28 protein-coding genes and 1 riboswitch are annotated in these 22,114 nt (G+C 63.4%); of the genes, 12 read left to right on the top strand and 16 right to left on the bottom strand.

From position 1 onward, the window contains the following. Positions 1-173 precede the first annotated feature (173 nt). A complete protein-coding gene (locus ACMDCM_RS10995; RefSeq protein ID WP_412773592.1) occupies positions 174-416 on the top strand; it encodes a hypothetical protein in 243 nt (80 codons plus the stop codon). Beyond that, positions 416-868, top strand: a complete 453-nt coding sequence (locus tag ACMDCM_RS10990; protein ID WP_412773591.1) for a hypothetical protein — start codon at positions 416-418, stop codon at positions 866-868. The genes ACMDCM_RS10995 and ACMDCM_RS10990 overlap by 1 nt, the downstream gene beginning before the upstream one ends. Positions 869-937: 69 nt before the next feature. On the opposite strand, the gene ACMDCM_RS10985 is transcribed toward ACMDCM_RS10990, so the two are convergent. From ACMDCM_RS10985 to ACMDCM_RS10970, 4 genes are all read right to left on the bottom strand, one after another. Further along, complete coding sequence (locus ACMDCM_RS10985; RefSeq protein WP_412773590.1) at positions 938-1,099, bottom strand: hypothetical protein; 162 nt, start codon at positions 1,097-1,099, stop codon at positions 938-940. Between the two features lie 105 nt (positions 1,100-1,204). Beyond that, positions 1,205-1,438: a hypothetical protein gene (locus ACMDCM_RS10980; protein ID WP_412773589.1), complete on the bottom strand. Its 234-nt coding sequence runs from the start codon at positions 1,436-1,438 to the stop codon at positions 1,205-1,207. A gap of 519 nt (positions 1,439-1,957) precedes the next feature. After that, positions 1,958-2,176, bottom strand: coding sequence for a hypothetical protein (locus ACMDCM_RS10975; protein ID WP_412773588.1), 219 nt, complete (start codon positions 2,174-2,176; stop codon positions 1,958-1,960). Beyond that, positions 2,173-2,379 carry a hypothetical protein gene (locus ACMDCM_RS10970; protein ID WP_412774731.1) on the bottom strand — a complete coding sequence of 69 codons (207 nt, stop codon included), beginning with the start codon at positions 2,377-2,379 and terminating at the stop codon, positions 2,173-2,175. Before ACMDCM_RS10970 ends, ACMDCM_RS10975 begins: the two co-directional genes overlap by 4 nt. A 229-nt stretch (positions 2,380-2,608) precedes the next feature. On the opposite strand from ACMDCM_RS10970, the gene ettA reads away from it, so the two are divergent. Then, on the top strand, positions 2,609-4,261 hold the full coding sequence (ettA, locus tag ACMDCM_RS10965; protein WP_412773587.1) for an energy-dependent translational throttle protein EttA: 1,653 nt from the start codon (positions 2,609-2,611) through the stop codon (positions 4,259-4,261). A 98-nt stretch (positions 4,262-4,359) separates the two neighbouring features. Here ettA and ACMDCM_RS10960 read toward each other — a convergent pair whose 3' ends face one another. Together ACMDCM_RS10960 and ACMDCM_RS10955 are read right to left on the bottom strand one after the other, a co-directional pair. Next, complete coding sequence (locus tag ACMDCM_RS10960) at positions 4,360-4,620, bottom strand: BrnA antitoxin family protein (protein WP_412773586.1); 261 nt, start codon at positions 4,618-4,620, stop codon at positions 4,360-4,362. Then, positions 4,604-4,906, bottom strand: coding sequence for a BrnT family toxin (locus ACMDCM_RS10955; protein WP_412773585.1), 303 nt, complete (start codon positions 4,904-4,906; stop codon positions 4,604-4,606). Before ACMDCM_RS10955 ends, ACMDCM_RS10960 begins: the two co-directional genes overlap by 17 nt. Before the next feature lie 133 nt (positions 4,907-5,039). Between ACMDCM_RS10955 and ACMDCM_RS10950 the strand changes: the two genes are divergently transcribed. From ACMDCM_RS10950 to ACMDCM_RS10935, 4 genes are all read left to right on the top strand, one after another. Then, positions 5,040-7,064 carry an AI-2E family transporter gene (locus tag ACMDCM_RS10950; RefSeq protein WP_412773584.1) on the top strand — a complete coding sequence of 675 codons (2,025 nt, stop codon included), beginning with the start codon at positions 5,040-5,042 and terminating at the stop codon, positions 7,062-7,064. 77 nt (positions 7,065-7,141) lie between these two features. Further along, complete coding sequence (gene tam / locus ACMDCM_RS10945) at positions 7,142-7,912, top strand: trans-aconitate 2-methyltransferase (protein WP_412773583.1); 771 nt, start codon at positions 7,142-7,144, stop codon at positions 7,910-7,912. 126 nt (positions 7,913-8,038) lie between these two features. After that, a complete protein-coding gene (locus tag ACMDCM_RS10940) occupies positions 8,039-8,626 on the top strand; it encodes a TIGR00645 family protein (RefSeq protein WP_412773582.1) in 588 nt (195 codons plus the stop codon). Positions 8,627-8,628: 2 nt separating this feature from the next. Beyond that, positions 8,629-9,882 carry a lytic murein transglycosylase gene (locus ACMDCM_RS10935; protein WP_412773581.1) on the top strand — a complete coding sequence of 418 codons (1,254 nt, stop codon included), beginning with the start codon at positions 8,629-8,631 and terminating at the stop codon, positions 9,880-9,882. A 154-nt stretch (positions 9,883-10,036) separates the two neighbouring features. Here ACMDCM_RS10935 and ACMDCM_RS10930 read toward each other — a convergent pair whose 3' ends face one another. Together ACMDCM_RS10930 and ACMDCM_RS10925 are read right to left on the bottom strand one after the other, a co-directional pair. Then, complete coding sequence (locus tag ACMDCM_RS10930; RefSeq protein ID WP_412773580.1) at positions 10,037-10,315, bottom strand: hypothetical protein; 279 nt, start codon at positions 10,313-10,315, stop codon at positions 10,037-10,039. A 244-nt stretch (positions 10,316-10,559) separates the two neighbouring features. Continuing rightward, positions 10,560-10,880: a hypothetical protein gene (locus ACMDCM_RS10925; protein WP_412773579.1), complete on the bottom strand. Its 321-nt coding sequence runs from the start codon at positions 10,878-10,880 to the stop codon at positions 10,560-10,562. Between the two features lie 306 nt (positions 10,881-11,186). Here ACMDCM_RS10925 and ACMDCM_RS10920 point away from each other — a divergent pair, with 306 nt between their 5' ends. Next, positions 11,187-11,444 carry a (2Fe-2S)-binding protein gene (locus ACMDCM_RS10920; protein WP_412773578.1) on the top strand — a complete coding sequence of 86 codons (258 nt, stop codon included), beginning with the start codon at positions 11,187-11,189 and terminating at the stop codon, positions 11,442-11,444. Positions 11,445-11,608: 164 nt separating this feature from the next. Beyond that, the gene (gene bfr / locus ACMDCM_RS10915; protein WP_292613819.1) at positions 11,609-12,091 is read left to right on the top strand and encodes a bacterioferritin; all 483 of its coding nucleotides are present in this window, start codon (positions 11,609-11,611) and stop codon (positions 12,089-12,091) included. A 61-nt stretch (positions 12,092-12,152) separates the two neighbouring features. Here bfr and ACMDCM_RS10910 read toward each other — a convergent pair whose 3' ends face one another. Further along, on the bottom strand, positions 12,153-14,246 hold the full coding sequence (locus ACMDCM_RS10910; protein WP_412773577.1) for a S9 family peptidase: 2,094 nt from the start codon (positions 14,244-14,246) through the stop codon (positions 12,153-12,155). 129 nt (positions 14,247-14,375) lie between these two features. On the opposite strand from ACMDCM_RS10910, the gene ACMDCM_RS10905 reads away from it, so the two are divergent. Then, on the top strand, positions 14,376-14,642 hold the full coding sequence (locus ACMDCM_RS10905; RefSeq protein WP_412773576.1) for a DUF2277 domain-containing protein: 267 nt from the start codon (positions 14,376-14,378) through the stop codon (positions 14,640-14,642). Between the two features lie 39 nt (positions 14,643-14,681). Then, a complete protein-coding gene (locus tag ACMDCM_RS10900) occupies positions 14,682-15,119 on the top strand; it encodes a hypothetical protein (protein ID WP_412773575.1) in 438 nt (145 codons plus the stop codon). Between the two features lie 37 nt (positions 15,120-15,156). Here ACMDCM_RS10900 and ACMDCM_RS10895 read toward each other — a convergent pair whose 3' ends face one another. Continuing rightward, entirely contained in the window at positions 15,157-15,411 is a 255-nt protein-coding gene (locus ACMDCM_RS10895) for a helix-turn-helix domain-containing protein (protein ID WP_412773574.1), read from the bottom strand. A gap of 509 nt (positions 15,412-15,920) precedes the next feature. Between ACMDCM_RS10895 and ACMDCM_RS10890 the strand changes: the two genes are divergently transcribed. Continuing rightward, positions 15,921-16,355, top strand: a complete 435-nt coding sequence (locus ACMDCM_RS10890; protein ID WP_412773573.1) for a hypothetical protein — start codon at positions 15,921-15,923, stop codon at positions 16,353-16,355. Positions 16,356-16,683: 328 nt separating this feature from the next. On the opposite strand, the gene thiC is transcribed toward ACMDCM_RS10890, so the two are convergent. The 6 genes from thiC to ACMDCM_RS10860 form a co-directional block, all read right to left on the bottom strand. After that, entirely contained in the window at positions 16,684-18,624 is a 1,941-nt protein-coding gene (thiC, locus tag ACMDCM_RS10885; protein ID WP_412773572.1) for a phosphomethylpyrimidine synthase ThiC, read from the bottom strand. Positions 18,625-18,649: 25 nt separating this feature from the next. Beyond that, positions 18,650-19,036, bottom strand: a complete 387-nt coding sequence (locus ACMDCM_RS10880) for a hypothetical protein (protein ID WP_412773571.1) — start codon at positions 19,034-19,036, stop codon at positions 18,650-18,652. A 9-nt stretch (positions 19,037-19,045) separates the two neighbouring features. Further along, positions 19,046-19,672, bottom strand: coding sequence for a thiamine phosphate synthase (locus ACMDCM_RS10875; RefSeq protein ID WP_412773570.1), 627 nt, complete (start codon positions 19,670-19,672; stop codon positions 19,046-19,048). Then, positions 19,659-20,441, bottom strand: a complete 783-nt coding sequence (locus ACMDCM_RS10870) for a thiazole synthase (RefSeq protein ID WP_412773569.1) — start codon at positions 20,439-20,441, stop codon at positions 19,659-19,661. Before ACMDCM_RS10870 ends, ACMDCM_RS10875 begins: the two co-directional genes overlap by 14 nt. A 194-nt stretch (positions 20,442-20,635) precedes the next feature. Then, positions 20,636-20,833: a sulfur carrier protein ThiS gene (thiS, locus tag ACMDCM_RS10865; protein WP_412773568.1), complete on the bottom strand. Its 198-nt coding sequence runs from the start codon at positions 20,831-20,833 to the stop codon at positions 20,636-20,638. 4 nt (positions 20,834-20,837) lie between these two features. Beyond that, on the bottom strand, positions 20,838-21,854 hold the full coding sequence (locus ACMDCM_RS10860) for an FAD-dependent oxidoreductase (RefSeq protein ID WP_412773567.1): 1,017 nt from the start codon (positions 21,852-21,854) through the stop codon (positions 20,838-20,840). Then, positions 21,842-21,969, bottom strand: a riboswitch (TPP riboswitch). Its footprint overlaps the gene before it by 13 nt. Between the last annotated feature and the right edge of the window lie 145 nt (positions 21,970-22,114).

Genomic DNA, 22,114 nt, shown 5'->3' with positions numbered 1-22,114 from the left:
AGAAAGAGTCTGCCGATAGGCGGGCCTCGATCCGATAGGCCATTAAAATGCCAAAAGCCTCCGGGCGATACGGCGGACCTCTTCTATGACCATCATCACTGACGCTCCCGGGAATGCAATCCAACATGAGCGCGCCGGCTGAAAGAGCCGGTTTAGCTCACAAGGAGATGTCAATGCCGAAATTTTCGCTGTCCGATATGACGACCAGACGGCCGAAAGAGCCGTTCGATCCTGCTCTCGAAGCACCCATTGCCTTGACGCCCGATCAGCTCGAAGCGGTAGTTGGCGGTCTCGTCAACGTAGCGGGGTCGCTGCGGGGCGTTGGCGGTCTGGGCACGACCATCGGCGGGGCCACGACCGGCGTCATTGCCCCACCTGTCAAGCCGCCGTTCCTCGCGACGCTCGAAGTCTCCTGATGTCGCACGCTTCGCCAAAAGGAGGCGCTCGCCTGACCTCGGAAACCCTCGATTGTCCGAGTGCTCAGGCGGGCGCCAAGGACGCACGGGTCTACGGCGTGCGCACCGGCACTTCAGACGCGCCCCGCATCGGTTACCTGACCGAGACGCAGGCTGTCTCCGAGAAGCTGTTGGCCCTCTCAGGACCGGCAAAACCGACCGAAGTCTTTCGTATCGCGGCGCCTTGCGCGATGACCGGTTGCAAACACTTCGAGGGCAATGCATGCAAGCTCGCCCAAAGAATCGTCGAAGGTTTGGCCCCCGTCGTCAACGCCCTGCCGCCTTGCCGGATCCGCCCGACCTGCCGCTGGTTTCGTCAAGAAGGCCGGAACGCTTGCCTCCGCTGTCCGCAAGTGATCACCGATAAGCCCAACCCGACGGCAGAAGAGAAGCGGATCGCGGACGATGAATAAAAATGCGAGGTCCTTATTTTAAGGACCTCGCATTGAATATTGCATTCATAGTTACGAAGCAGGGCTGGCCTACAGAATGGGGCCGCCCGATTTGGCGGGCACGTGAAGGCGGTCCAGAAGCCACTTCACGAAATCGGAAGCGGCATCCGAAGCGCCGGTCGGGGCATCACTGCGATTTCCCCCGAATACGGAATCCAGTTCGTTATCGGTCAATTCCTGAGGTTCTTGCATTGTAATCTCCGTTCATTGGCTTGCGTTGAGTGAGTTCAACCCGCTGCCAAAGCAGGGCTCCTGAACCGGAAGATCCGGGAGTCCCGCCTTGGATCGTCAGCGCGCTTAAAAGATCGATGTGATGCAGTAACTGATGCCGCCAAGAAGACCGCCGCCAAGGGCCCCGGGCGCGGCGCCGGGGCCGCCCGTGGCCGCCGCACCGCCGGCAGCGCCGGTCACGGCTCCGGCCGCTATCGATCCGACCAAACCGCCCCAGCTAAACTCGGCCCCGGCCACGGAGTCGAGTTCGTCGATGGAAAGCTGGCGGATCGCTGCATTGTCGTTCATATCGTGTGTCATCTCAGTTCACCTCTGTTAAGGCGCGGAATTATTCCGCAACCGGGGTGCAGCATGTCCTTGCGGTCCGGAACGCTCCATGACGACCGTCACAGACGCTGTCTGCATGACGTTTTTTGACAAGCGCGGACGTAATGCTTGAATGACCCTGTATCCTGACTTTTTGTGTTGAAAAGCTCTCTACGGCATCGAAACCGTTTCTACAGCGGTCTCGAGCGAAGCATGTCCTCGGGCTTGACCCGAGGATGGATACCGGTTCGCGTGAGGAAAACGCGTCAAGTCAAAATCTGAGAACCCGCTTCTGATTCCATCGGAAGTGAAAGGCTCCGGGCATGATCCCGAAAAAGCCCGCCCCGGACCTGATCCGGGGCGTAATTTCACGAAGGCGTAATTTCACGAAGTGGATCAGACTCTAGGTCACGATGATTTTGGTCGAATCGATCCAAAATCATGAACGTGATCGATTCCTGAGAGGCGGGATGCGGACACTTTTTCCTATCCCGCTCGCGTCCAGCGTGCGATCTACCCGAGACGACGCAACGGCGCCGCTGCCTTGAGCCACGTGGCGATGTCCTCGATCATCTCGATGTAGTAGCGCCGGTAGTTTCCCGGGAATGCGTCCGGGCCGACGCCGGTGGTCGAATGCTTCTGCTGCGCCGTTTCGTCGCTGGTTGGCTCGCGCGCGATCGTCGGCACGATCTCGTCGCGTGGCGCGGGATCGCGGGCGCGCAGCCGGTTCATTCGGAACGCTCGGACGGACGTTGGCCGTGCCGGGCGCGCCAGGCAGGCCCCGGCCCGCGCATGTAGTGCAGTTCGGGCCGGTAGGAGTTGAACGCGGTTGCGATGAAGTCGCGCCAGAATGCACGAATCCCGTGGAATCGCCCGCTTTGATGGCGCTGTTTTTCGGGTCGGTTGGAGGCTGAAGCCGATACGCCAGTCGCCATGGTGGTTTGTGCCGTGTTATGTCGCAAGCTTCCTGCTGGAAGACCGCCATGATTACGCTGGCCTGCCATTCTCGGTAGATTGAATTAAAAAGCGGTTCGAATGTGAGGAGACGGAATGTTCCTTTCGTCATCCTTACCGGCCGGTTAAGGGCACGGTTGCCCTTTCGCCGCCGCGTCGCTACATCAGCGGCGGCAAACTTCCCCAAAAATCAAGCTTTCAGGGATCACGATGGCGCGCCAGTTCGTCTACTTCATGCAGGGATTGTCCAAGACCTACCCGCCGAACCGGAAGGTGCTGGATAACATCCATTTGTCGTTCTATCCGGACGCCAAGATCGGGGTGCTGGGCGTCAACGGCTCGGGCAAATCGACCCTGCTGAAGATCATGGCCGGGATCGACAAGGACTACACCGGCGAGGCCTGGGTCGCGGAAGGCGCGCGCGTCGGCTATCTCGAGCAGGAGCCGCAGCTCGATCCCGCAAAGTCCGTGCGCGAGAACGTCATGGAGGGCGTCGCCAAGCAGAAGGCGATCCTCGATCGCTACAACGATCTCGCCATGAACTATTCCGACGAGACCGCCGACGAGATGACGAAACTGCAGGACGAGATCGAGGCGCAGGGCCTGTGGGATCTCGACAGCAAGGTCGATCAGGCGATGGACGCGCTGCGCTGCCCGCCGGACGACGCCGACGTCACCAAATTGTCGGGCGGCGAGCGCCGGCGCGTCGCGCTGTGCCGCCTGCTGCTCGACCAGCCGGAACTGTTGCTGCTGGACGAGCCCACCAACCATCTCGACGCCGAGTCGGTGTCATGGCTCGAAGGCCATCTGCGCAATTATCCCGGCGCGATTCTGATCGTCACCCACGACCGCTACTTCCTCGACAACGTGACGGGCTGGATCCTCGAACTCGATCGCGGCCGCGGCATTCCCTACGAGGGCAACTATTCGTCGTGGCTCAGGCAGAAGCAGAAGCGGCTCGAGCAGGAAGGCCGCGAGGATGCCGCGCATCAGAAGACGCTGGCGCGCGAGCAGGAGTGGATCGCGGCCTCGCCCAAGGCCCGTCAGGCCAAGTCCAAGGCGCGCTACCAGCGCTACGAGGAGCTGCTCGCCAAGGCCAGCGAGAAACAGACCCAGACCGCGCAGATCGTCATCCCGGTGGCCGAGCGGCTCGGCAACAACGTCGTCGACTTCGAGGGCCTGACCAAGGGCTTCGGCGACCGGCTGCTGATCGATAACCTGACCTTCAAGCTGCCGCCGGGCGGCATCGTCGGCGTGATCGGTCCCAACGGCGCAGGCAAGACGACGCTGTTCCGCATGATCACCGGGCAGGAGAAGCCGGACAGCGGCAGCATTACCGTCGGCGACAGCGTGCATCTCGGCTACGTCGATCAGTCGCGGGACGCGCTCGACGGATCGAAGAACGTCTGGGAGGAGATTTCCGGCGGCAACGACCAGATCCTGCTCGGCAGGAAGGAAGTCAATTCGCGCGGCTACTGCTCGGCGTTCAACTTCAAGGGCGCGGACCAGCAGAAGAAGGTCGGCTCGCTCTCAGGCGGCGAGCGCAACCGCGTGCATCTGGCCAAGATGCTCAAATCCGGCGCCAACGTGCTGCTGCTGGACGAGCCGACCAACGATCTCGACGTCGATACGCTGCGCGCGCTGGAAGAGGCGCTGGAGGATTTCGCCGGCTGCGCCGTCATCATCAGCCACGATCGCTGGTTCCTCGATCGCATCGCGACGCATATCCTCGCCTTCGAGGACGACAGCCACGTCGAATGGTTCGAGGGCAACTTCCAGGATTACGAGACGGACAAGATGCGCCGACTCGGCCAGGACAGCGTCATCCCGCACCGGGTGAAGTACAAGAAGCTGACGCGGTGATCATTGCGAGGAGCTAAGGGTGTCGCGGGGCGTCGCCCCGAGCGACGCAGCAATCCGGCTCCTTCTTTGGATCGCTGCAATGATGGCGGAATGATCGTCTACCCCACCTTCTCCGCCAGCCACATCTTGATGAGCGACTGATAGGGCACGTCGCGCTTGTTGGCGGCGATCTTGATCTGCTCCAGCAGGCTGACCGGCAGGCGCAGCGAGATTGCGGCCGTCGACGGCTTGAGATTCGGGAAGCGCACCGGAACAGCTTTGCTCAAGTCGAAGTAATCGGCCGTATCGTGTGATTCCCAGAAAGCTCGCTCCGCGGCCTCGTTGGCGAATTTGGGAACTCGCTTAAGTTTCTTTGGCATAGCGTATGCGCTCCTTCGCGCTCATGGGGCGGGCGGAAATAACCCGCAGTATCGTTGCGTCGTGCCGCAACGTGAATGCAATTTGCAATAGTTGGCCGGCATGGATCTTTCCGTAGGCGTGGAATCGCTGTTCAACTGCGCTGTGCTCGGTGTCGTGCAAAAGCAGAAGCGGCGTATTCAGGAATACCTGCTCCGCTTCCCCCGGGCTGACGTCATGCTTATCCTCATTCTTCCGGCGATTGCCATCGTCCCATTCAAATCCGGCAATCCTGTTGAGGTCGATCATATTTGTATATTATGATAATATACAAAAAAATCAAACGTCTCCTCATCGTTCAGCTTTCGGGCGGCGCTCGTCCTTGCCACCCATGGAACCAAAACGGCCCGGCGATCGTTGATGATCCCGGATATTCGGGGTCATGCCGGCTGTGAGTCTGGATCTGGACGCGAGGGTGACGCCACGGAAAGCCGGTTTCGGCGACGGGGCGATGGCATCGGCGGTCATCGCCGCCCTTGTGATCTGCGGGCTGTATGTCGGCCGCGAGATTTTCGTCCCCATTGCGCTGGCGGTACTTCTGAGCTTCGTGCTTGCTCCGCTGGTGGAAATTCTGGAGCGATGGCATTTCCCGCGCGCCGCCAGCGTGCCGGTCGTGGTCGTGGTCGCCTTTATCGCGATCTTCGCGCTCGGCAGCCTGATCGCGAACGAGGTCAGGCATCTGGCCGAGGGCCTGCCCCGTTACCAGCAGACCATGCAGCAGAAAATCCAGTCGCTGCGGGCGCTGACGGCGACCGGGCCGCTCGATCGCGCCGCGGATATTCTTCAGACGCTCGGCAAGGAAATCAATGTATCGCCGTCGCCATCGGCGGAGAACGCGCCGTCGTCCGAAACGCCCGGCGAGGCCAAGCCGATTCCGGTCGAGGTGCGTTCTCCGCCGCCATCCGCTCTCGATAGCATCCTTGGGCTCATCAGTCCCCTGCTGCATCCGCTGGCGACGGTAGGCGTGGTGATCGTGTTCGTGGTCTTCATCCTGTTTCAGCGGGAGGACCTGCGTAACCGCGTCATCAAGCTCGCAGGCTCGAACGATCTGCAGTCCGCGACCGCGGCGATCGATGACGCGGCCGGTCGCCTCAGCCGTTTCTTTCTGATGCAGGTCGCGCTCAACACCAGCTTCGGCGTGCTGGTGGGCCTCGGCCTTCTGGTGATCGGCGTTCCCAGTGCCATCCTCTGGGGAATCCTGGCCGCCATCATGCGGTTCGTGCCCTATGTCGGCGTCTTCATCGCGGCGTTCTTTCCGCTGACGCTGTCTGTGGCGGTCGATCCCGGCTGGTCGATGCTGCTATGGGCGGGCGCGCTCATTTTCCTCACGGAACTCGTGATCGGGCAGGTGTTCGAACCGTTGCTCGTCGGGCATAGCAGCGGATTGTCGCCCGTGGCCGTTGTCGCCTCGGCGACGTTCTGGACCGCGCTGTGGGGACCGATCGGCCTTGTCCTTGCGACTCCGCTGACGGTGTGCCTGGTCGTGCTGGGTCGGCACGTCGAGCATCTCAGGTTTCTCGACATCCTTCTCGGCGATCGTCCGGCTTTGTCCCCGCCGGAGCTGTTCTATCAGAGAATGCTGGCCAACGATCCGGCGGAGGCCGTCGACACGGCGGAAGAGTTTCTGAAAGAGAATTCGCTCGCCGAGTACTACGAGACCGTCGCGCTGAAAGGATTGATGCTGGCCCAGGCCGATCTCAGGCGCGGCCGGCTGCTGCCTGATCGTCTGGCCGAAATCAAGGATAGCGTTGCTGAGGTGGTCGACGATCTGTCCTCCGAGTTCGACGACGTTCCGGCGGGAGGCCGGACGAAGGACGCGGAAGCCGCCGATGCGGTGGAGGGGACAGCCGATGCGCCGATGCCCGAACTTCCGTTCATTATCCGCGAAGGCCTTCCGCCGGACTGGCAGTCCGAATGTCCGGTGCTATGCGCCGCCGAGCGCAGCGATCTCGACGAGGCGGCCGCGATGTGTCTCGCCCAGATCCTGTCGAAGCATGGTCTTCAAGCGCGGGCGGCGAGGAAGGAGGAAACCTCGACAAGCGGAATATTCCGGCTTGACGGCTCCGGCGTGAGGCTGGTGTGCGTGTCGACCCTCGAGGACGGGAGCACCGCCCACACCCGCCACCTCGTGCGCAGGCTGCGACGCAAGGTGCCGCAGGCGCGCATCCTGGTCTGCTGCTGGGGGCGGACCAACACTGAGATGACCCGCGATCACCTCAATGCCGACGCCGTGGCGGACAATCTTGGGGAAGCCGCCGCCTATTGTCTGTCGCTGGTCGAGCAGACTGCCGTGCAGGACAACGGCGCCAGGCCGCGAGCGGCGTCCCGGCCGGCCGTTTCCGGGCGGGGAGCCGAGCGGAAGGCAGGGCGGGCCGAGCGAAAGGCGGATCGCGCCGGACCCTCATGACGTCCGCTTCCCGCCGCGATCGGTGTTGACTTGCCTGGTCCTGCTTGTTGGTGTGAAAGGGGTTCGGAGAAGAGGCGATGGACGACTGGAGTGCCGAGCAATACCTGAAGTTCGAGGACGAACGGACGCGGCCGTCGCGCGATCTGCTGGCGCAGGTTCCGCTGAGCGCGCCGCGCAAAATCGTCGACATCGGTTGCGGTCCGGGCAATTCCACCGAACTGCTGGTCGAGCGCTGGCCGGGAGCCGAGATCATCGGCATCGATACATCCGCCGATATGCTGCGGCGGGCGCGCGAGCGGCTGCCAGAACAGGCGTTCGTCGAAGCCAACGTCGCGCACTGGGTCCCGCCGGCGAACACCGACCTGCTGTTCGCCAATGCGATCTTCCAGTGGGTGCCGGATCATTTGCGCCAGTTGCAGCGCCTGCTCGACGCATTGCCGTCAGGCGGCGCGCTGGCGGTGCAGATGCCGGACAATCTCGACGAACCCAGTCACGTCATGATGCGCGAGGTGGCTCATTCGGGACCGTGGCGGGAAACACTTGCGAACGCCGCGCGGGCGAAAGACAGGCTGCTGCGGCCGGGCGGCTACTACGACGCGCTGCGGCCGCTGTGCCGGCGCATCGATATCTGGCATACCATTTATAATCATGTCCTTGCGGAGGCCGCGGCGATCGTCGAATGGGTGAAGGGCACCGGACTGCGGCCCTTCCTCGATCCGCTCGAGCCCGCCGAGAGAAAGGAGTTCCTGCGCGAATACACGGCGCGCGTGGCCGCCGCCTATCCGTTGCAGGCGGACGGCAAGGTGCTGCTGCGCTTTCCGCGCTTCTTCCTGGTCGCGATCAAGTGAAGCCGCGAGCCCAGCGATTGCAGGACACCGGAGCGAACGCCGCGCTGCCTTTTGCCGCGGCGCCCCCTCTCGATTCCGTCCTGGCGAATGGAATAGAAGGCTTCTCCCCCACGACGAGACCGCGTGATGTCCCCGCCGCCTGAAACTCCGCCCCCCGTGAAGACGACCGCGTTGCGCCCGCTGCCGATGCTGATCTTTTCCTCGCGCTGGCTGCAATTGCCGCTTTATATCGGCCTCATCGTCGCCCAGGGCGTCTATGTCGTCCTGTTCCTGAAGGAGTTGTGGCATCTTATCGCGCACTCCTTCGATTTCACCGAGCAGCAGATCATGCTGGCGGTGCTTGGCCTCATCGACGTGGTGATGATCTCGAATCTTCTGGTGATGGTCATCGTCGGCGGCTACGAGACCTTCGTGTCGCGGCTCAATCTCGAGGGGCATCCCGACGAGCCGGAATGGCTCAGCCATGTCAACGCCAGCGTTCTCAAGATCAAGCTGGCGATGGCGATCATCGGCATCTCGTCGATACATCTGCTGCGGACCTTCATCGAGGCGGGAAACCTCGGCAGCGCGGCGCGTCCCACCAATTACACCGAAAGCGGCGTGATGTGGCAGACCATCATCCATCTCGTATTCATCATGTCGGCGATCGGCATCGCGCTCGCGGATCGCATCTCGAGCGGGCCGAACGGAACGCACGGCCAGGCGGAGCATTGAGGATGGCCGCCGCCGGCCGGAATCCCCTGCGGCGGCTTGCGATCGCGATCATGGTCGCGCTCGTTCTCGGTGTCGGAATGCCGCCGGCGCAAGCGGCCGACGCCGGCTTCACGCAGTTCATCGCCTCGCTGTGGCCCGAGGCGCAGCGGGCGGGCGTCTCGCGCGCGACCTTTGATGCCGTCACCGCAGGGCTTGAACCCGATTACAAGCTGCCCGATCTGATCCTGCCCGGACGGCCCGCGACCGGCGCGCCGTCGCAGGCGGAATTCGTTCAGGTGCCTGCGGATTACGTCAAGGAGGGCAGCATCGCGCGGTTGGCGACTGAGGGGCAGCGGCTGATGCGGAAATACCGCGCCACGCTGAATGCGATCGAAAAGCGGTTCGGCGTGCCGGCGCCGATCATCCTTGCGATCTGGGGCCGCGAAACCGACTACGGCCGCTACGCGCTGCCTTACGACGCGATGCGCGTGCTGGCGACGCAGGCTTATGTCGGCCGCCGCAAGGACCAATACCGCACCGAGTTCATCGACGGACTGTTGCTGTTGCAGCACGGCGACGTCTCGCGCAAGAACTTCCGCGCATCGTGGGGCGGCGCCACCGGCCTCACCCAGTTCCTGCCGTCCGAACTTGCAAAGCACGGCGTCGATTTCGACGGCGATGGCCGCGTCGATATCTGGACCTCGGTGCCCGATGCGCTGGCCTCGGCCGCGCGGCAACTGGTCAACAAGGGCTGGCAGCCGGGATTGCGCTGGGCCTACGAGGTGCGCGCCCCGGCGAACGTCGATTGCACGACAGGCGTGCCGGAAGTGACCAGGCCGATCGGCGAGTGGCTGCGCGAGGGGTTCTTGCCGGTGCGGGGACAACAATTGACCGCGGCGGAGCGCGCGCAGAGCGCATCGCTGCTGCAACCGGAAGGAATCTACGGCCCGTCGTTCCTGACCACGAAGAACTACTTCGTGATCAAGGAATACAATTTCTCCGATCTCTACGTGCTGTTCGTCGGCCATCTCGCCGACCGCATGACCAGCCCGCTGCCGTTCGCGACGCCGTGGTCGGCATCGACGCAGTTGCGAAGCCGCGACGTCGAGACCATGCAGCGCTATCTGACGCGGATCGGCCTGTACAAGGACAAGATCGACGGCAAGGCCGGGATGCTGACGCGCGCGGCCCTCGGCGCTTACCAGAAGTCGGCGGGCTTGAAAGTGGATTGCTGGCCGAGCGACGCGGTGCTGCGCGCGATGAATGCGGCGCGCTGATTTCGAACGAAGCACGTCCTCGGGTTTGATCCAGGGATGGATTCCCGTTCGCGTGAAGAAAACGCGTCAGACAACAAGCGCCGGACGTCATCGGCAAACGAAAAACCCGGCCGTGAAGACCGGGTTCTCGGATGGGATCGTCAGGAGGTCCGGATCAGTCGCAAACCCGGATGCGGCGGAAGCGCCAGCCATATCCGTCCCAGAATCTCTCGCGCACCATGTGGCAAGGCGGTTCTTCCACATAGACTGGGGCCGGCGCGGCATAGGCCGGACGGCTGTTGGCAATTGCGCCGCCGATAAGGGCGCCCCCGATCAAGCCTCCAGCAATACCGGCTGCGACATCGCCGCCGCCTGCATGCGCCTGCGGAGCCGCCACTACCGAACCTGCCGCGACCGTAGCAGCCGCGAGAAGGGCGAAAACTGTCTTTTTCATCTTGAAGTCTCTCCTGAAGAGTGGCGCCACGGTCGGGCGCTAGGTTTAGAGCAACTTGCAACGCCGTCGTTCAAGTCGGCTGTCCCACCCCGAAGTGCCCAACATCAACCTGATGCAAACGTTCGCAAGTCAGTTGGCCGAAATAACGGCTTTTTCAGGCCCTTGCGTCCGGCGCTCCGGAAAACACCCGTAGGGTATGATCCGGAGATCGATTCGTTAAATTAAATCTGAGGCCGCTCCCGGATCAGCCGCACACCCGGACGCGCCGGAGCCGCCAGCCGTAACCATCCCAGAAGCGCTGGCGCTGCCAATAGCAGCCGGGCGCCGCGACATAACCCGGCCCGTAATAGCCGTAGCCGGGGCCATAGTATCCGTATCCCGGACCGTAATATCCGGGGCCGTAATAACCTGGGCCCGCCAGCGCGCCGCCCAGGATGGCGCCGCCGATCAGTCCGCCAACGACGCCGGCAGCGATGCGACCGCCGCGCGCTTCGGCGGCTTGAGGCGCGGCAACGGCTGTGATCAGCGCGGCGGCAGTGGCCAAGGCCAATATTTGTCTCTTCATGGCTTCACCTTTTCCTCTTGCGTCCATCGACAGCAATCCGGGCGGGCTGTCGATGGACGATTTCACATCCGGTTTGAACGATTAATGAATGCACGGGCTCAATGCCGCCACGATCCGCAATTTAACGTGAAAAATTGATAATGTATTTCAGTAAGTTACATCGCACCAGGAAAGAGGCGCCAGAGCGGCCTTAGCCGGCCTTCCGACAGTTTGGAATAGCTTCAAACAGCCGGTTTTCCCTTTGCGTTTCGCGACGGGCTCCAACAATATCGGCCCGGGTCCGCGTGTCACGCTTGGGTTCCGTTTATGATTGTTTGTTCCTGTAACGTTTTGACCGATCACGACGTTCGCTCCGCCGTAACCGCACCGGATGACCTGCGGCGCTCTCCCCGGCAGGTCTACGGATGTCTTGGATGCAGTGCAGAATGCGGTCGATGTGCCCGAACGATCAGAACCATCATCAAGGAAGCGCTCGGCGCTTGTGCCCGGAAATGTTGCGAAGGGTGTCCCCACTCCGCAATGCACGCAGAAGTCGAGCAAATTCAGACCGAAATCACACTCTGACGTCCCCACCGCGCCGATAAGCCCTCGCTTGGCCAGCGATTGGCTGACCATCCTTTCTTGGGGGTTGTTGCGCTGCCGAATCTGATTTAGAAGTATTCTAAATTGGATCGGCGGGCGCGACGGCCGCCTGCCGGCGTCACAGCACATAGAACAGGAGCTGCTCCATGAAGGGCGAACCGAAAGTTATTGAATACCTGAACAAGGCGCTTCGCCACGAACTGACCGCCATCAACCAGTATTGGCTGCATTACCGGTTGCTGGACAACTGGGGCATCAAGGATCTCGCGAAGAAATGGCGCGCGGAATCCATCGAGGAAATGGAACACGCCGACAAGCTGATCGACCGCATCATCTTCCTTGATGGTTTTCCGAACCTGCAGGTGCTCGATCCCCTGCACATCGGCCAGAACGTCGGCGAGGTGATGGATTGCGATCTCAAGGCGGAATATTCGGCGCGCGCGCTCTACGAAGAGGCGGCGACCCACTGCCATTCGGTGAAGGACTACGTCACCCGCGACCTGTTCGAGAGCCTGATGAAGGACGAGGAAAGCCATATCGACTTCCTCGAAACCCAGATCGATCTCATCAAGAAGATCGGCGTCGAGCTATACTCGCAGAAGCATATCGGCGAAATGGATCACGACTGATCGCGACCTTCCGCCTTCCGAAAAGCCGGCGCCTTCGAGCGCCGGCTTTTTGCGTCTGTCGTCAGTCCGCTGACGCCCGGTCGCGTTTTACCGCCCACAGTGCGAAGGCATAGGCGAGCGCGACTTCGTCGAGGCGGTTGAAGCGGCCGGAGGCGCCGCCGTGTCCCGCGCCCATGTTGGTCCGCAGCAGAACGGGGCCGCCCGACGTCATGGTGGCGCGCAGCCGCGCGATCCATTTCGCGGGCTCCCAATAGGTGACGCGGGGATCGGTCAGTCCGCCCATGGCGAGGATCGCGGGATAGTCTTTCGCCACGACGTTTTCGTAAGGCGAGTAGGACAGGATGGTGCGGAAATCCTGCTCGCTCGCGGTCGGGTTGCCCCACTCCGGCCATTCCGGCGGGGTCAGCGGCAGCGTGTCGTCGAGCATGGTGTTGAGCACGTCGACGAACGGCACCTCGGCGACGATGCCGGCGAACAATTCGCCGGCGCGGTTGGCGACCGCGCCCATCAGCATGCCGCCGGCGCTGCCGCCGTGGCCGACGATGTTCTTCGCCGACGTATAGTCCGCGGCGATCAGCGCGCGGGCGCAAGCGGCGAAATCGTCAAAGCTGTCGACCTTCTTCTCGCGCTTGCCGTCGAGATACCAGCCCCAGCCCTTGTCCGTACCGCCGCGAATATGCGCGATGGCATAAACGAAGCCGCGATCGACCAGCGACAACCGGTTGGCCGAGAACGACGCCGGCATCGCGTGACCGTAGGAGCCGTAGCCGTAGAGCAGCAGCGGCGCGCGGCCGTTGCGCGCGAAATCCTTGCGATGCAGGATCGACACCGGTACCTCGGCCCCGTCGTCCGCCTTCGCCACGATGCGGGTGGTGACGTAATTTGCAGGATCATGTCCCGACGGAATCTCCTGGCGCTTGCGCAATGTGCGCGCGCGGCTCGCCATGTCGTAATCGAACACCTCAGATGGCGTCGTCATCGACGAGTAGCTGAAGCGCAAGGTGGTGGTGTCGAATTCGTAGCTGCCGTGGGTGTCGAGGGAATAGGCGGCCTCGTCGAAGGCGATCGCGTGTTCCTCACCGGTGGCGAGGTCGCGGATCACGATCGAGGGCAGCGCATTGGCGCGCTCCAGCCGGACCATGTGGCCGGAGTAAAGTTCGAGATCGAGCACATAGGTGCCGGGGCGATGCGGGATCAGGTCGCGCCAGTTCGCGCGTTCGGGCGTGGCTAGCGGCGCGGTCACGACCTTGAAGTCGATGGCGCCGCCGGCATTGGTGAGGATGAAAAGTTCGCTGCCCCGATCGGCGACGGAATACTGCACGCCGCCCTCGCGCGCCGCGATCAGGCGCGGTGTTGCCTCCGCTTCGGAGAGATCGATCAGCCGCTGCTCGGAGGTCTCGTGATCGCCGCCGGCGATCACGCAGAAGCGGCCGCTCGCGCTTTCATGGATATGCGTGAACCAGCCCGTGTCCTTCTCCTCATAAACCAGCACGTCGTCGGATTGCGGCGCGCCGAGCCGGTGGCGATAGACCTGCATCGGGCGATGGTTGTCGTCGAGCTTGACGTAGTAGAAAGCGCGCGAATCCGCGGTCCACACCACGCCGCCGTCGCTCTCCTCGATGACGTCGGCGAGATCGGCGCCGCTGTCCCAGTCGCGGATCCGGATCGTGAAATATTCCGAGCCGCGATCGTCGGCGCTCCACGCTTCAAGGCGATGGTCGGGGGAATGCCTGACATCACCGAGCTTGAAGAATTTCTTGCCTTCGGCAAGCGCGTCGCCATCGAGGAGGAAGCGGGCGTCGCCGCCGTCGCGCGGCTGCCGTCCGACCATGCGGTGCTGGCCGCCCTCGCGGTATTTCGCGAAATAGGCGAAGGGTCCATCGGGCGAGGGGACGGTGGTATCGTCCTCCTTGATGCGGCCGCGCATTTCCGCGACGAGCTGTTTTTGCAGCGGTTCGGTTGAAGCGAGCAGGGCATTCGAATAGGCGTTTTCGGCCTCCAGATGAGCGCGGATATCCGGCGCCAGCAAGGACGGCTCGCGCAGCACCTGCTGCCAGTTCGCGTCCTTCAGCCAGGCGTAGTCGTCGGTCAGGGTGATGCCGTGATGGATGGAGGTGTGCGGCCGCCGTTCGGCCTTGGGGGACGTCGATGTCATGATGCTGTTCATAGGAGGGCGGGGCCGCGGCGGCAAGAGATTGCCGTGCGGCGGCGGTGCAGGTGGCGGTTCGCGTTGCGAGGCGGTATGATCCCTGCCTCGCGACGGGCTGAGCCGGAGACGAGCCTCATGTGCCGCAACATCAAGACACTGTTCAATTTTGAGCCGCCGGCGACGGACGAGGAGATTCATGCCTCGGCCTTGCAATTCGTGCGCAAGCTTTCAGGCTTCAACAAGCCGTCGGAGGCGAATAAGGCGGCGTTCGATCGCGCCGTCCATGACGTCGCACATGCCGCGCATCATCTGCTGGCGTCGCTACGCACGCAGGCGCCCGCGCGCGATCGTGCGGTGGAAGCGGAAAAGGCGCGCGAACGCAGCCGGGCGCGGTTCGGCTGAATGCGCCGTGGGCGCTGCCCGAGATCACGGAGGGGCAAGATGAAATACCTGAATTGTCTTGCCGGCGCGCTCTGTCTGGCCGGCGCGCTTGGTCCGGCAATGCCATCGGCTCGCGCGGCGACGTCCGAACGGTTTGGCATGGGCGGCTGGATCAAGGATTTCCAGCCCGAGATCGATCGCGTCAACGCCAGCGGTGAACTGTTTCGCATCACGGGGCACTGCCAGTCGAACTGCACGCTGTTTCTCGGCGTGCGGAACGTCTGCGTCGAGCGTAGCGCGCGACTCCTGTTTCATTCGGGTCACGATCGCCGGCGCCGCATCAACGTTGCATCGACCCAGCGCATGCTGAATGCCTACAACCCGAAGCTGCGCCAGTATGTGATGGACCATCACTACATGGACACGCTGGCGTTTCACGCCATCTCCGGCGCCGATATCATCGACAGGTTCGGCTACCGGGAGTGTCCGCGCCGGTAGACCGACCGCGCAGGGCGGCATCGGCCGCGCGCCGCTCTCAACCGGGTTCGGGCACGTCGAGTCCGTCGGCAACATACTGGCGTATCTTATTGCGAAGTGTCCGCACCGATACGCCAAGCACCCTTGCTGCGCGCGTGCGGTTGCCGTCGCAACGCGCCAACGTCTGCAACACAAGCTCCCGTTCGACGTCGGTGACCGTGGAGCCGACCAACAGCGGAATCACCGCGTCGGGCGTGAGCCCGGTTTGATTCCGCGGCGGGCCTTGCGCTCCGGTTTGCGATTCCTGGGTCATCAGTCCCTCCGAGGCTGCTTCCATTCTCACGGAAAGCGCGACTGGATTGAGACCCCCATCCCCGGCCATATGACCAATGATATGATTACCAGATTCTTAACAGTCAATGCGATCCCGGGGCGAGACGCAAAACAACGGAAAAGGGCCCTGTTCGACCCGCAGAAAGTACGCGTAACAGTGGAATGTGATATGTGAGGCGGGAGTTTAACGCGAATTGTGATTCTGCTTAACGCAAGCATCGATTGCGGTCTCATGCAAGCGGGCGAATCGCTTTGCCGGTCGGAGGCATGGCGAAGCGCGTCGTGTCTGTCATTTTCCGCCGTCATCGCGGGTGAAGCCGGACAGTGCCGCGTATCGCTGCGTCGATATCGTTGCGATCGGGTTATCGCAATTTTCCCGTGAGCAGCGGATGCCGCGCCGCCGCAGCGGATTGCGCTTGCCGCGCGCGGTTCTTACGCTTGCAGCCGCTTCGAATCATGTCCCTCCTTCGAACCCCGGAGAACCCTCCCATGCCGTCGACATCCCGGTTTCGCGCCGCTCTGATCGCGCTGGCCGTCTGCCTTGGCCTGTGCTCCGCAGCCCGCGCCGACAGCGGCACGGTGACGCTGACGATCTATAAAGGCGGCTGGATCATCGGCGCCTCCGCCGGCAGCGGCACGCTCACCTTTCGCGGCCGGCGCTATCCGCTTTCGGTCGGCGGACTGGATTACGGGCTGGTGTTCGGCGGATCGAAGACCGTGCTGCACGGCCGCGTCAGTCGCATCTACCGGCCTTCCGATGTCGCCGGCGTTTACGGCGCAGCGGGAGCGGGGCTGGCGATCGGCGGCGGCGCGCGCGCCATTGTGCTGAGCAACCAGAAGGGCGCGGTGCTCGAACTGTCCGGCCGCCAGGTCGGCCTGATGGCCAACGCCGATCTCTCCGGCCTTGCGATCTCGATGCGATAACGGCGCAGGACAGAGGGCGGATGAGCGACGCGTATTCCGTGCTCGCTGGAGACGGAACCTGCCGCGTGTGCAACTGAAAGCCGGCGGATCACGGCTTCGCCTATAGCGGTTTAGGTTTTGATGGAAACACCCTGTTCCGTCATGGCCGGACATAGCCGTTCGAAGAACGGCGTCGCTTCCGCTCGCCCATAGCCGTTCGAAGAACGGCGTCGCTTCCGCTCGCCTATGGTCTCGGCCATCCACGTCTTTCTCCGCTGAAATTCCAAAGACGTGGATGCCCGGCATAAAGCCGGGCATGACGGGTTGCTGGCTCAATCCGTCCTGCGCATCACAACACCTTGTTGCTCTCCTTCACCTTCTCGGCGTCGAGATACACGTTTGAGCCCATCTCCTTGAACTTCGCGCTCATCTCGGCCATGCCCTGTTCGCGATAAGACGGCTCGGTGACGCCTGCGGCGTCATTCGCCTTTTGTGCGGTCTCCGGATAGAGCGCCGCCTTCTCGTTGTCGCCGAGGGAGGCGGCGTAGTCGCGCACGTCCTGCGTGATCTTCATCGAGCAGAACTTCGGCCCGCACATCGAGCAGAAATGCGCGACCTTGTGCGCCTCCTTCGGCAGCGTCTCGTCGTGGAAGGCCACCGCCGTCTCCGGATCGAGACCGAGGTTGAACTGATCCTGCCAGCGGAAGTCGAAGCGCGCGCGCGACAGTGCGTCATCGCGCAGTTGCGCGGCTGGGTGGCCCTTGGCGAGATCGGCGGCGTGCGCCGCGATCTTGTAGGTGATCACGCCGGTCTTGACGTCGTCGCGGTTCGGCAGTCCCAGGTGCTCCTTCGGCGTGACGTAGCAGAGCATCGCGCAGCCGAACCAGCCGATCATGGCGGCGCCGATGCCTGACGTGATGTGGTCGTAGCCCGGCGCGATGTCGGTGGTCAGCGGGCCCAGCGTATAGAACGGCGCTTCGCCGCACTCTTTAAGCTGCTTGTCCATGTTGATCTTGATCTTGTGCATCGGCACGTGGCCGGGGCCTTCGATCATCACCTGGCAGCCCTTCTTCCACGCGATCTGCGTCAGCTCACCGAGCGTTTCCAGTTCGGCGAACTGCGCGCGGTCGTTGGCGTCCGCGATCGAGCCGGGGCGCAGGCCGTCGCCCAGCGAGAACGAGACGTCGTATTTGCGCATCAGGTCGCAGATGTCCTCGAAATGCGTATAGAGGAAGCTCTCCTTGTGGTGGGCGAGGCACCACTTCGCCATGATCGAGCCGCCGCGCGAGACGATGCCGGTGACGCGGTTCGCGGTGAGATGGATGTAGGGCAGCCGCACGCCGGCGTGGATGGTGAAGTAATCGACGCCCTGTTCGCATTGCTCCACCAGCGTGTCACGGTAAAGCTCCCACGTCAGCTTCACCGGATCGCCGTCGCACTTCTCCAGCGCCTGATAGATCGGCACGGTGCCAATGGGTACGGGCGAATTGCGCAGGATCCATTCGCGGGTGGTGTGGATGTTGCGGCCCGTCGATAGATCCATCACCGTGTCGGCGCCCCAGCGGATCGCCCACACCATCTTGTCGACTTCCTCTTCAACCGAGGACGTCACGGCCGAGTTGCCGATATTGGCGTTGATCTTCACCAGGAAATTGCGGCCGATGATCATCGGCTCCAGTTCGGCGTGGTTGATGTTGGAAGGGATGATGGCGCGGCCGCGCGCGATCTCCTCGCGGACGAATTCCGGCGTGATGAAGGCCGGCACCGATGCGCCGAAGGATTCGCCGTCGGCCAGCGCGGCTTCGGCGCGTTCGAGTTGCCGTTTGCGGCCGAGGTTCTCGCGCTCGGCGACATAGACCATCTCCTTGGTGATGACGCCTGCGCGGGCGAATTCAAGCTGTGTGATCGGTGCATCGCCGACGCCGCGCAGCGGTTTGTGGTGCGCCTTGAAGGTGGCGGCGGCGTGCGTCGCGCCGACATTGCCGTTGTCCTCCGGCCTGATCTCGCGGCCCTCATAGTCCTCGACACTGCCGCGTTCCTTCACCCAGGCGAGGCGCGTGCGCGGCAGGCCGGCGTTGACATCGATGACGACGTTCGGGTCGGTATAGGGGCCCGACGTATCGTAGACCGGCAGGTTCGGCTCGCCCGCGCCTTCGGAGAGAACGATCTCCCGCAGCGGCACGCGCAGGTCCGGCGCGGCCTCCGGCACCGAAAAAATCTTGCGCGAAGCGGGCAGGGAGCCGGTGGTGACGGCGGGGCGGGTCTTGTCCGGATTGGAGCGGATGTTCATGGCGTTTCTCCGGTTCGAGACGAGTTCAATGCAAATAGCCGAGAAGACTGAAGACGATGCCGATCGCGAGCCAGATCAGCCCGGCGATCATCGCCATGGCGGGGTGGCGCAGGAACGCGCGCCCGCCCGCATAAAGGAATGGCGGCTCGATGATGCGGATCGCACCGGCGAAAACCAGCAGCCAGCCGAACAGCGTCACGATCACGCGCCAGTCCGACGTCCAGACATTGTGGGTCAGCACGATGGCGAGGCCGCCAAGCATCACCATCAGCCCGCCGAGGAACATCAGCCCGCGGCTGGCCAAAAACTCTTCGGCCATCGCATGAAAACTTTGCCGGTTGAGCAGCACGGCAAGACCGGCCGTGATCATGACCGGGCCGATCAGCCGCGCGATAAAGACGGACGTCTGCATGACGGCACCTCATGCGGCCTCGGTGACCTGTTCGAGCCACGCTTTCACCCGCGCGTCGGGATCGGGATTCTGCGTCACATCGCTGACCACGGCGATCGAGTCGGCGCCGGCGGCGAAAATTTCCGTCGCCTGTTCGAGCTTGATGCCGCCGATCGCGACCAGCGGGATGTTGCCGACGCGCTTCTTCCATTCGGCGATTTTCGCAACGCCCTGCGGCGCGAAACGCATCGATTTCAGCGTGGTCGGAAAGATCGGACCGAGCGCGACATAGTCCGGCGCGGCCGCGAGCGCGGTTTCAAGCTCGCTGTCGTCGTGGGTGGAAAGACCGAGCGTCAGCCCGGCTTTGCGGATCTCGCCGACGTCCGCCCCCGCCAGATCTTCCTGGCCGAGATGAACATGCTCCGCGCCGGCGACAATCGCCGCGCGCCAGTAGTCGTTGATCACGAGCCGCGTCGGCGTGCCCTTGACGATCTCCAGCGCGTCGCTGACGAGCTGCAGCGCCTCGCCGTCGTTGAGGTCTTTCGCGCGCAATTGCACCGTGCCGACGCCGAGCGTGGTGAGGCGGCGCACCCAATCCAGCGTATCGACGACGGGATAGAACCGATCAGGATACGCGTTGCGATCAGGATACGGCATGCCAGAACGGTGTCCCTACCACAGGCGTTGACGGGGAGGCGAAGTCGCGGGCCTCCATCAGGCCCGCCTCATAGGCGGCGCGGCCGGCTTCGACCGCGAGCCTGAACGCGCCGGCCATGGCGACCGGATCGGCGGCCTTGGCCACGGCGGTGTTCAGGAGCACCGCGTCGTAGCCGAGTTCGAGCGCCTGCGCCGCGTGGCTGGGCGCGCCGATGCCGGCATCGACGACGAGCGTGATATCGGGCAGCCGCTCGCGCAGCAGCCGCAAGGCGTCGCGATTGACGATGCCCCTGGCGCTGCCGATCGGCGCGGCCCACGGCATCACCACCTTGCAGCCGGCATCGACCAGCCGCATGGCGACGCTGAGGTCCTCGGTGCAGTAGGGAAACACCTCGAAACCGTCCTTGATCAGGATCGACGCGGCTTCGACCAGGCCGACGACGTCGGGCTGCAGCGTGTCGTTGTCGGCGATCACCTCGAGCTTGACCCACGGCGTGCCGAACAGTTCGCGCGCGAGTTTCGCCGTGGTGACGGCTTCGCGCACGCTGCGGCAGCCGGCGGTGTTCGGCAGCACCAGGACATCGAGTTCGCGGATCAGCGACCAGAACGCATCGCCGGTCCTGCCGCCCGCGGTCTCCCGCCGCAGCGATACCGTGACGATCTGGCTGCCGGAAGCGCGGATCGCGTCCTGCATGATTTTCGGCGACGGATACAGCGCGGTGCCGATCAGCAGGCGGGAGTTGAAAGTTTTGTCGTAGAAATTCAGCATTCTGTAAATGCCCTTTCATCGCGAAAGGTCGCCGCCCCCACCCGCCGCGCTTCGGCACGCAAGTGCGTTGCCGAGCGCGTCGACATTCCCCGCAAGCGGGAGAGGTGAAGAAAGAACGAAGCGCGCTCCCTCTCCCGCTTGCGGGGGAGGGTAGGGGAGGGGGCATACTCGTTTGCGATAAGGAGACTCATCGCTCACCCTCCCTGCCGCGGCGCGATGATCTCGATCTCGTCGCCGCTTTTCAGAATTGCGCCCTCCCATCGGCTTTTCGGCAGCACCTCGAAGTTGACGGCGATCGCGACATGCGCACCCTCGTAGGCAAGTTCGTTCAGCAGCGCATCGACTGTCCGCGCCGCGATCTCGCGCCGTTCGCCATTGACGGTCACCTGCATCGCGTCACCCGCATTGCATCACCTCGTTGTCGATCTCGCCGCGCGCGACGTAGCCGAGCGTCAGTTCCGCGAGTGCCGGCGCCAGCAGGAAGCCATGGCGGAAAAGCCCGTTGACGGCGATGCGGTCCTTGCCGATCGCGATGCGTGGCAGGTTGTCGGGAAACGCGGAGCGCAGGCCCGAACCGATCTCCACGATCCGCGCCTCGCCGATGGCCGGATGCACCGCGTAAGCCGCGCTGAGCAGCTCCAGCACGGAACGCACGCTGACGCCGTCGTCCTCGCGCTCGATCGAGGTGGCGCCGATCATGAAGCGGTTGCCCTCGCGCGGAATGATGTAAAGCGGCCAGCGTGGATGCAGGAGCCGCACAGGGCGCGACAGCGCGATCTCGTCGGTTTCGACGATCACCATCTCGCCCTTGACGCCGCGCAGATCGGGGAACGCATCGCGCGCGGCGAGACCGCGGCAATCGATCGCAAGGCTCTCGATGTCGGCGGGCTCGGGCGCGCTGTTGAATTCGATCCGGCCGCCGGCGGCGCGGATGCACGTGTGCAGTTCGGGCAATACGCGGCGCGGCTCGACATGGCCTTCGTCTGGAAAGAACAGCGCTTCGTGAAACCGTCCGTCGAGCGATGGTTCGAGGCCGCTCACGTCATCGTCCTGAATGCGCCGGTGCCCCGACGTCATGCGCGCGAAACGCTCGAAGTCGGAGCGGTCGCGCGAATGCGCCACCACCAGCGAGCCGTTGAAAGGCGTATCGGGAAGGTGTTCGCGCCACATCGTGAGCGAGCGAAGGCCGAGACGCGTAATGAGAGGTTCGGACACCTCGGCTTCGCACCATGGCGCCAGCATGCCGCCCGCCCAATGGCTGGTAGCCTGCGTCATCGTGTCGCCGCCGCGCTCATGCAGCGTAACGGCATAGCCGGCTTCCGCGAAGAGCAACGCCTGCCACGTGCCGGCGATGCCTGCGCCGAGCACCGCGACGTGCGAATCCCCACGTATCTCCCGCGTCGCTTGAAACATCCCTGTCCCTTCGCCGGCATGACCCGGATCAGGTTCAAAGGGTCACCGCGCTGTCGCCTCAGTCGCGATCGGTGCGGTATCTCAGCTCCCTGACGGAGCACCCCTCGGAACAGCTTTAATTTAGGCGGATAGCTGCGGGTGTCAACGCGGGAACGCGCGGTCTCCCATGCGGTTCCGGCATTTTACCCGAAATTATGTTTTGCCGCGGATAATCGAACGCCGATGCGGCGGTCGCCCGCAGGTTCCATGGATCGGATTTC

The organism is Nitrobacter sp. (assembly GCF_047149785.1).
GTDB lineage: Bacteria > Pseudomonadota > Alphaproteobacteria > Rhizobiales > Xanthobacteraceae > Nitrobacter.
The sequence above is the reverse complement of the archived record's forward strand: the minus strand, read 5'-3'. Positions and strand labels throughout refer to the sequence as shown.

Coding starts and splice junctions, on each gene's coding strand:
- ACMDCM_RS10970 (WP_412774731.1), bottom strand. CDS start 2,379: ATGGCGACTGGCGTATCGGCTTCAGCCTCCAACCGACCCGAAAAACAG.
- ACMDCM_RS10910 (WP_412773577.1), bottom strand. CDS start 14,246: ATGACATCGACGTCCCCCAAGGCCGAACGGCGGCCGCACACCTCCATC.
- bfr (WP_292613819.1), top strand. CDS start 11,609: ATGAAGGGCGAACCGAAAGTTATTGAATACCTGAACAAGGCGCTTCGC.
- ACMDCM_RS10920 (WP_412773578.1), top strand. CDS start 11,187: ATGATTGTTTGTTCCTGTAACGTTTTGACCGATCACGACGTTCGCTCC.
- thiS (WP_412773568.1), bottom strand. CDS start 20,833: ATGCAGGTGACCGTCAATGGCGAACGGCGCGAGATCGCGGCGCGGACA.
- ACMDCM_RS10890 (WP_412773573.1), top strand. CDS start 15,921: ATGCCGTCGACATCCCGGTTTCGCGCCGCTCTGATCGCGCTGGCCGTC.
- ACMDCM_RS10875 (WP_412773570.1), bottom strand. CDS start 19,672: ATGCCGTATCCTGATCGCAACGCGTATCCTGATCGGTTCTATCCCGTC.
- ACMDCM_RS10905 (WP_412773576.1), top strand. CDS start 14,376: ATGTGCCGCAACATCAAGACACTGTTCAATTTTGAGCCGCCGGCGACG.
- ACMDCM_RS10895 (WP_412773574.1), bottom strand. CDS start 15,411: ATGACCCAGGAATCGCAAACCGGAGCGCAAGGCCCGCCGCGGAATCAA.
- ACMDCM_RS10990 (WP_412773591.1), top strand. CDS start 416: ATGTCGCACGCTTCGCCAAAAGGAGGCGCTCGCCTGACCTCGGAAACC.
- ACMDCM_RS10940 (WP_412773582.1), top strand. CDS start 8,039: ATGTCCCCGCCGCCTGAAACTCCGCCCCCCGTGAAGACGACCGCGTTG.
- ACMDCM_RS10930 (WP_412773580.1), bottom strand. CDS start 10,315: ATGAAAAAGACAGTTTTCGCCCTTCTCGCGGCTGCTACGGTCGCGGCA.
- ACMDCM_RS10880 (WP_412773571.1), bottom strand. CDS start 19,036: ATGCAGACGTCCGTCTTTATCGCGCGGCTGATCGGCCCGGTCATGATC.
- ACMDCM_RS10995 (WP_412773592.1), top strand. CDS start 174: ATGCCGAAATTTTCGCTGTCCGATATGACGACCAGACGGCCGAAAGAG.
- ACMDCM_RS10985 (WP_412773590.1), bottom strand. CDS start 1,099: ATGCAAGAACCTCAGGAATTGACCGATAACGAACTGGATTCCGTATTC.
- ACMDCM_RS10860 (WP_412773567.1), bottom strand. CDS start 21,854: ATGTTTCAAGCGACGCGGGAGATACGTGGGGATTCGCACGTCGCGGTG.
- ACMDCM_RS10955 (WP_412773585.1), bottom strand. CDS start 4,906: ATGATCGACCTCAACAGGATTGCCGGATTTGAATGGGACGATGGCAAT.
- ACMDCM_RS10960 (WP_412773586.1), bottom strand. CDS start 4,620: ATGCCAAAGAAACTTAAGCGAGTTCCCAAATTCGCCAACGAGGCCGCG.
- tam (WP_412773583.1), top strand. CDS start 7,142: ATGGACGACTGGAGTGCCGAGCAATACCTGAAGTTCGAGGACGAACGG.
- ACMDCM_RS10975 (WP_412773588.1), bottom strand. CDS start 2,176: ATGAACCGGCTGCGCGCCCGCGATCCCGCGCCACGCGACGAGATCGTG.
- ACMDCM_RS10900 (WP_412773575.1), top strand. CDS start 14,682: ATGAAATACCTGAATTGTCTTGCCGGCGCGCTCTGTCTGGCCGGCGCG.
- ACMDCM_RS10870 (WP_412773569.1), bottom strand. CDS start 20,441: ATGCTGAATTTCTACGACAAAACTTTCAACTCCCGCCTGCTGATCGGC.
- ettA (WP_412773587.1), top strand. CDS start 2,609: ATGGCGCGCCAGTTCGTCTACTTCATGCAGGGATTGTCCAAGACCTAC.
- ACMDCM_RS10935 (WP_412773581.1), top strand. CDS start 8,629: ATGGCCGCCGCCGGCCGGAATCCCCTGCGGCGGCTTGCGATCGCGATC.
- ACMDCM_RS10980 (WP_412773589.1), bottom strand. CDS start 1,438: ATGACACACGATATGAACGACAATGCAGCGATCCGCCAGCTTTCCATC.
- ACMDCM_RS10950 (WP_412773584.1), top strand. CDS start 5,040: ATGCCGGCTGTGAGTCTGGATCTGGACGCGAGGGTGACGCCACGGAAA.
- ACMDCM_RS10925 (WP_412773579.1), bottom strand. CDS start 10,880: ATGAAGAGACAAATATTGGCCTTGGCCACTGCCGCCGCGCTGATCACA.
- thiC (WP_412773572.1), bottom strand. CDS start 18,624: ATGAACATCCGCTCCAATCCGGACAAGACCCGCCCCGCCGTCACCACC.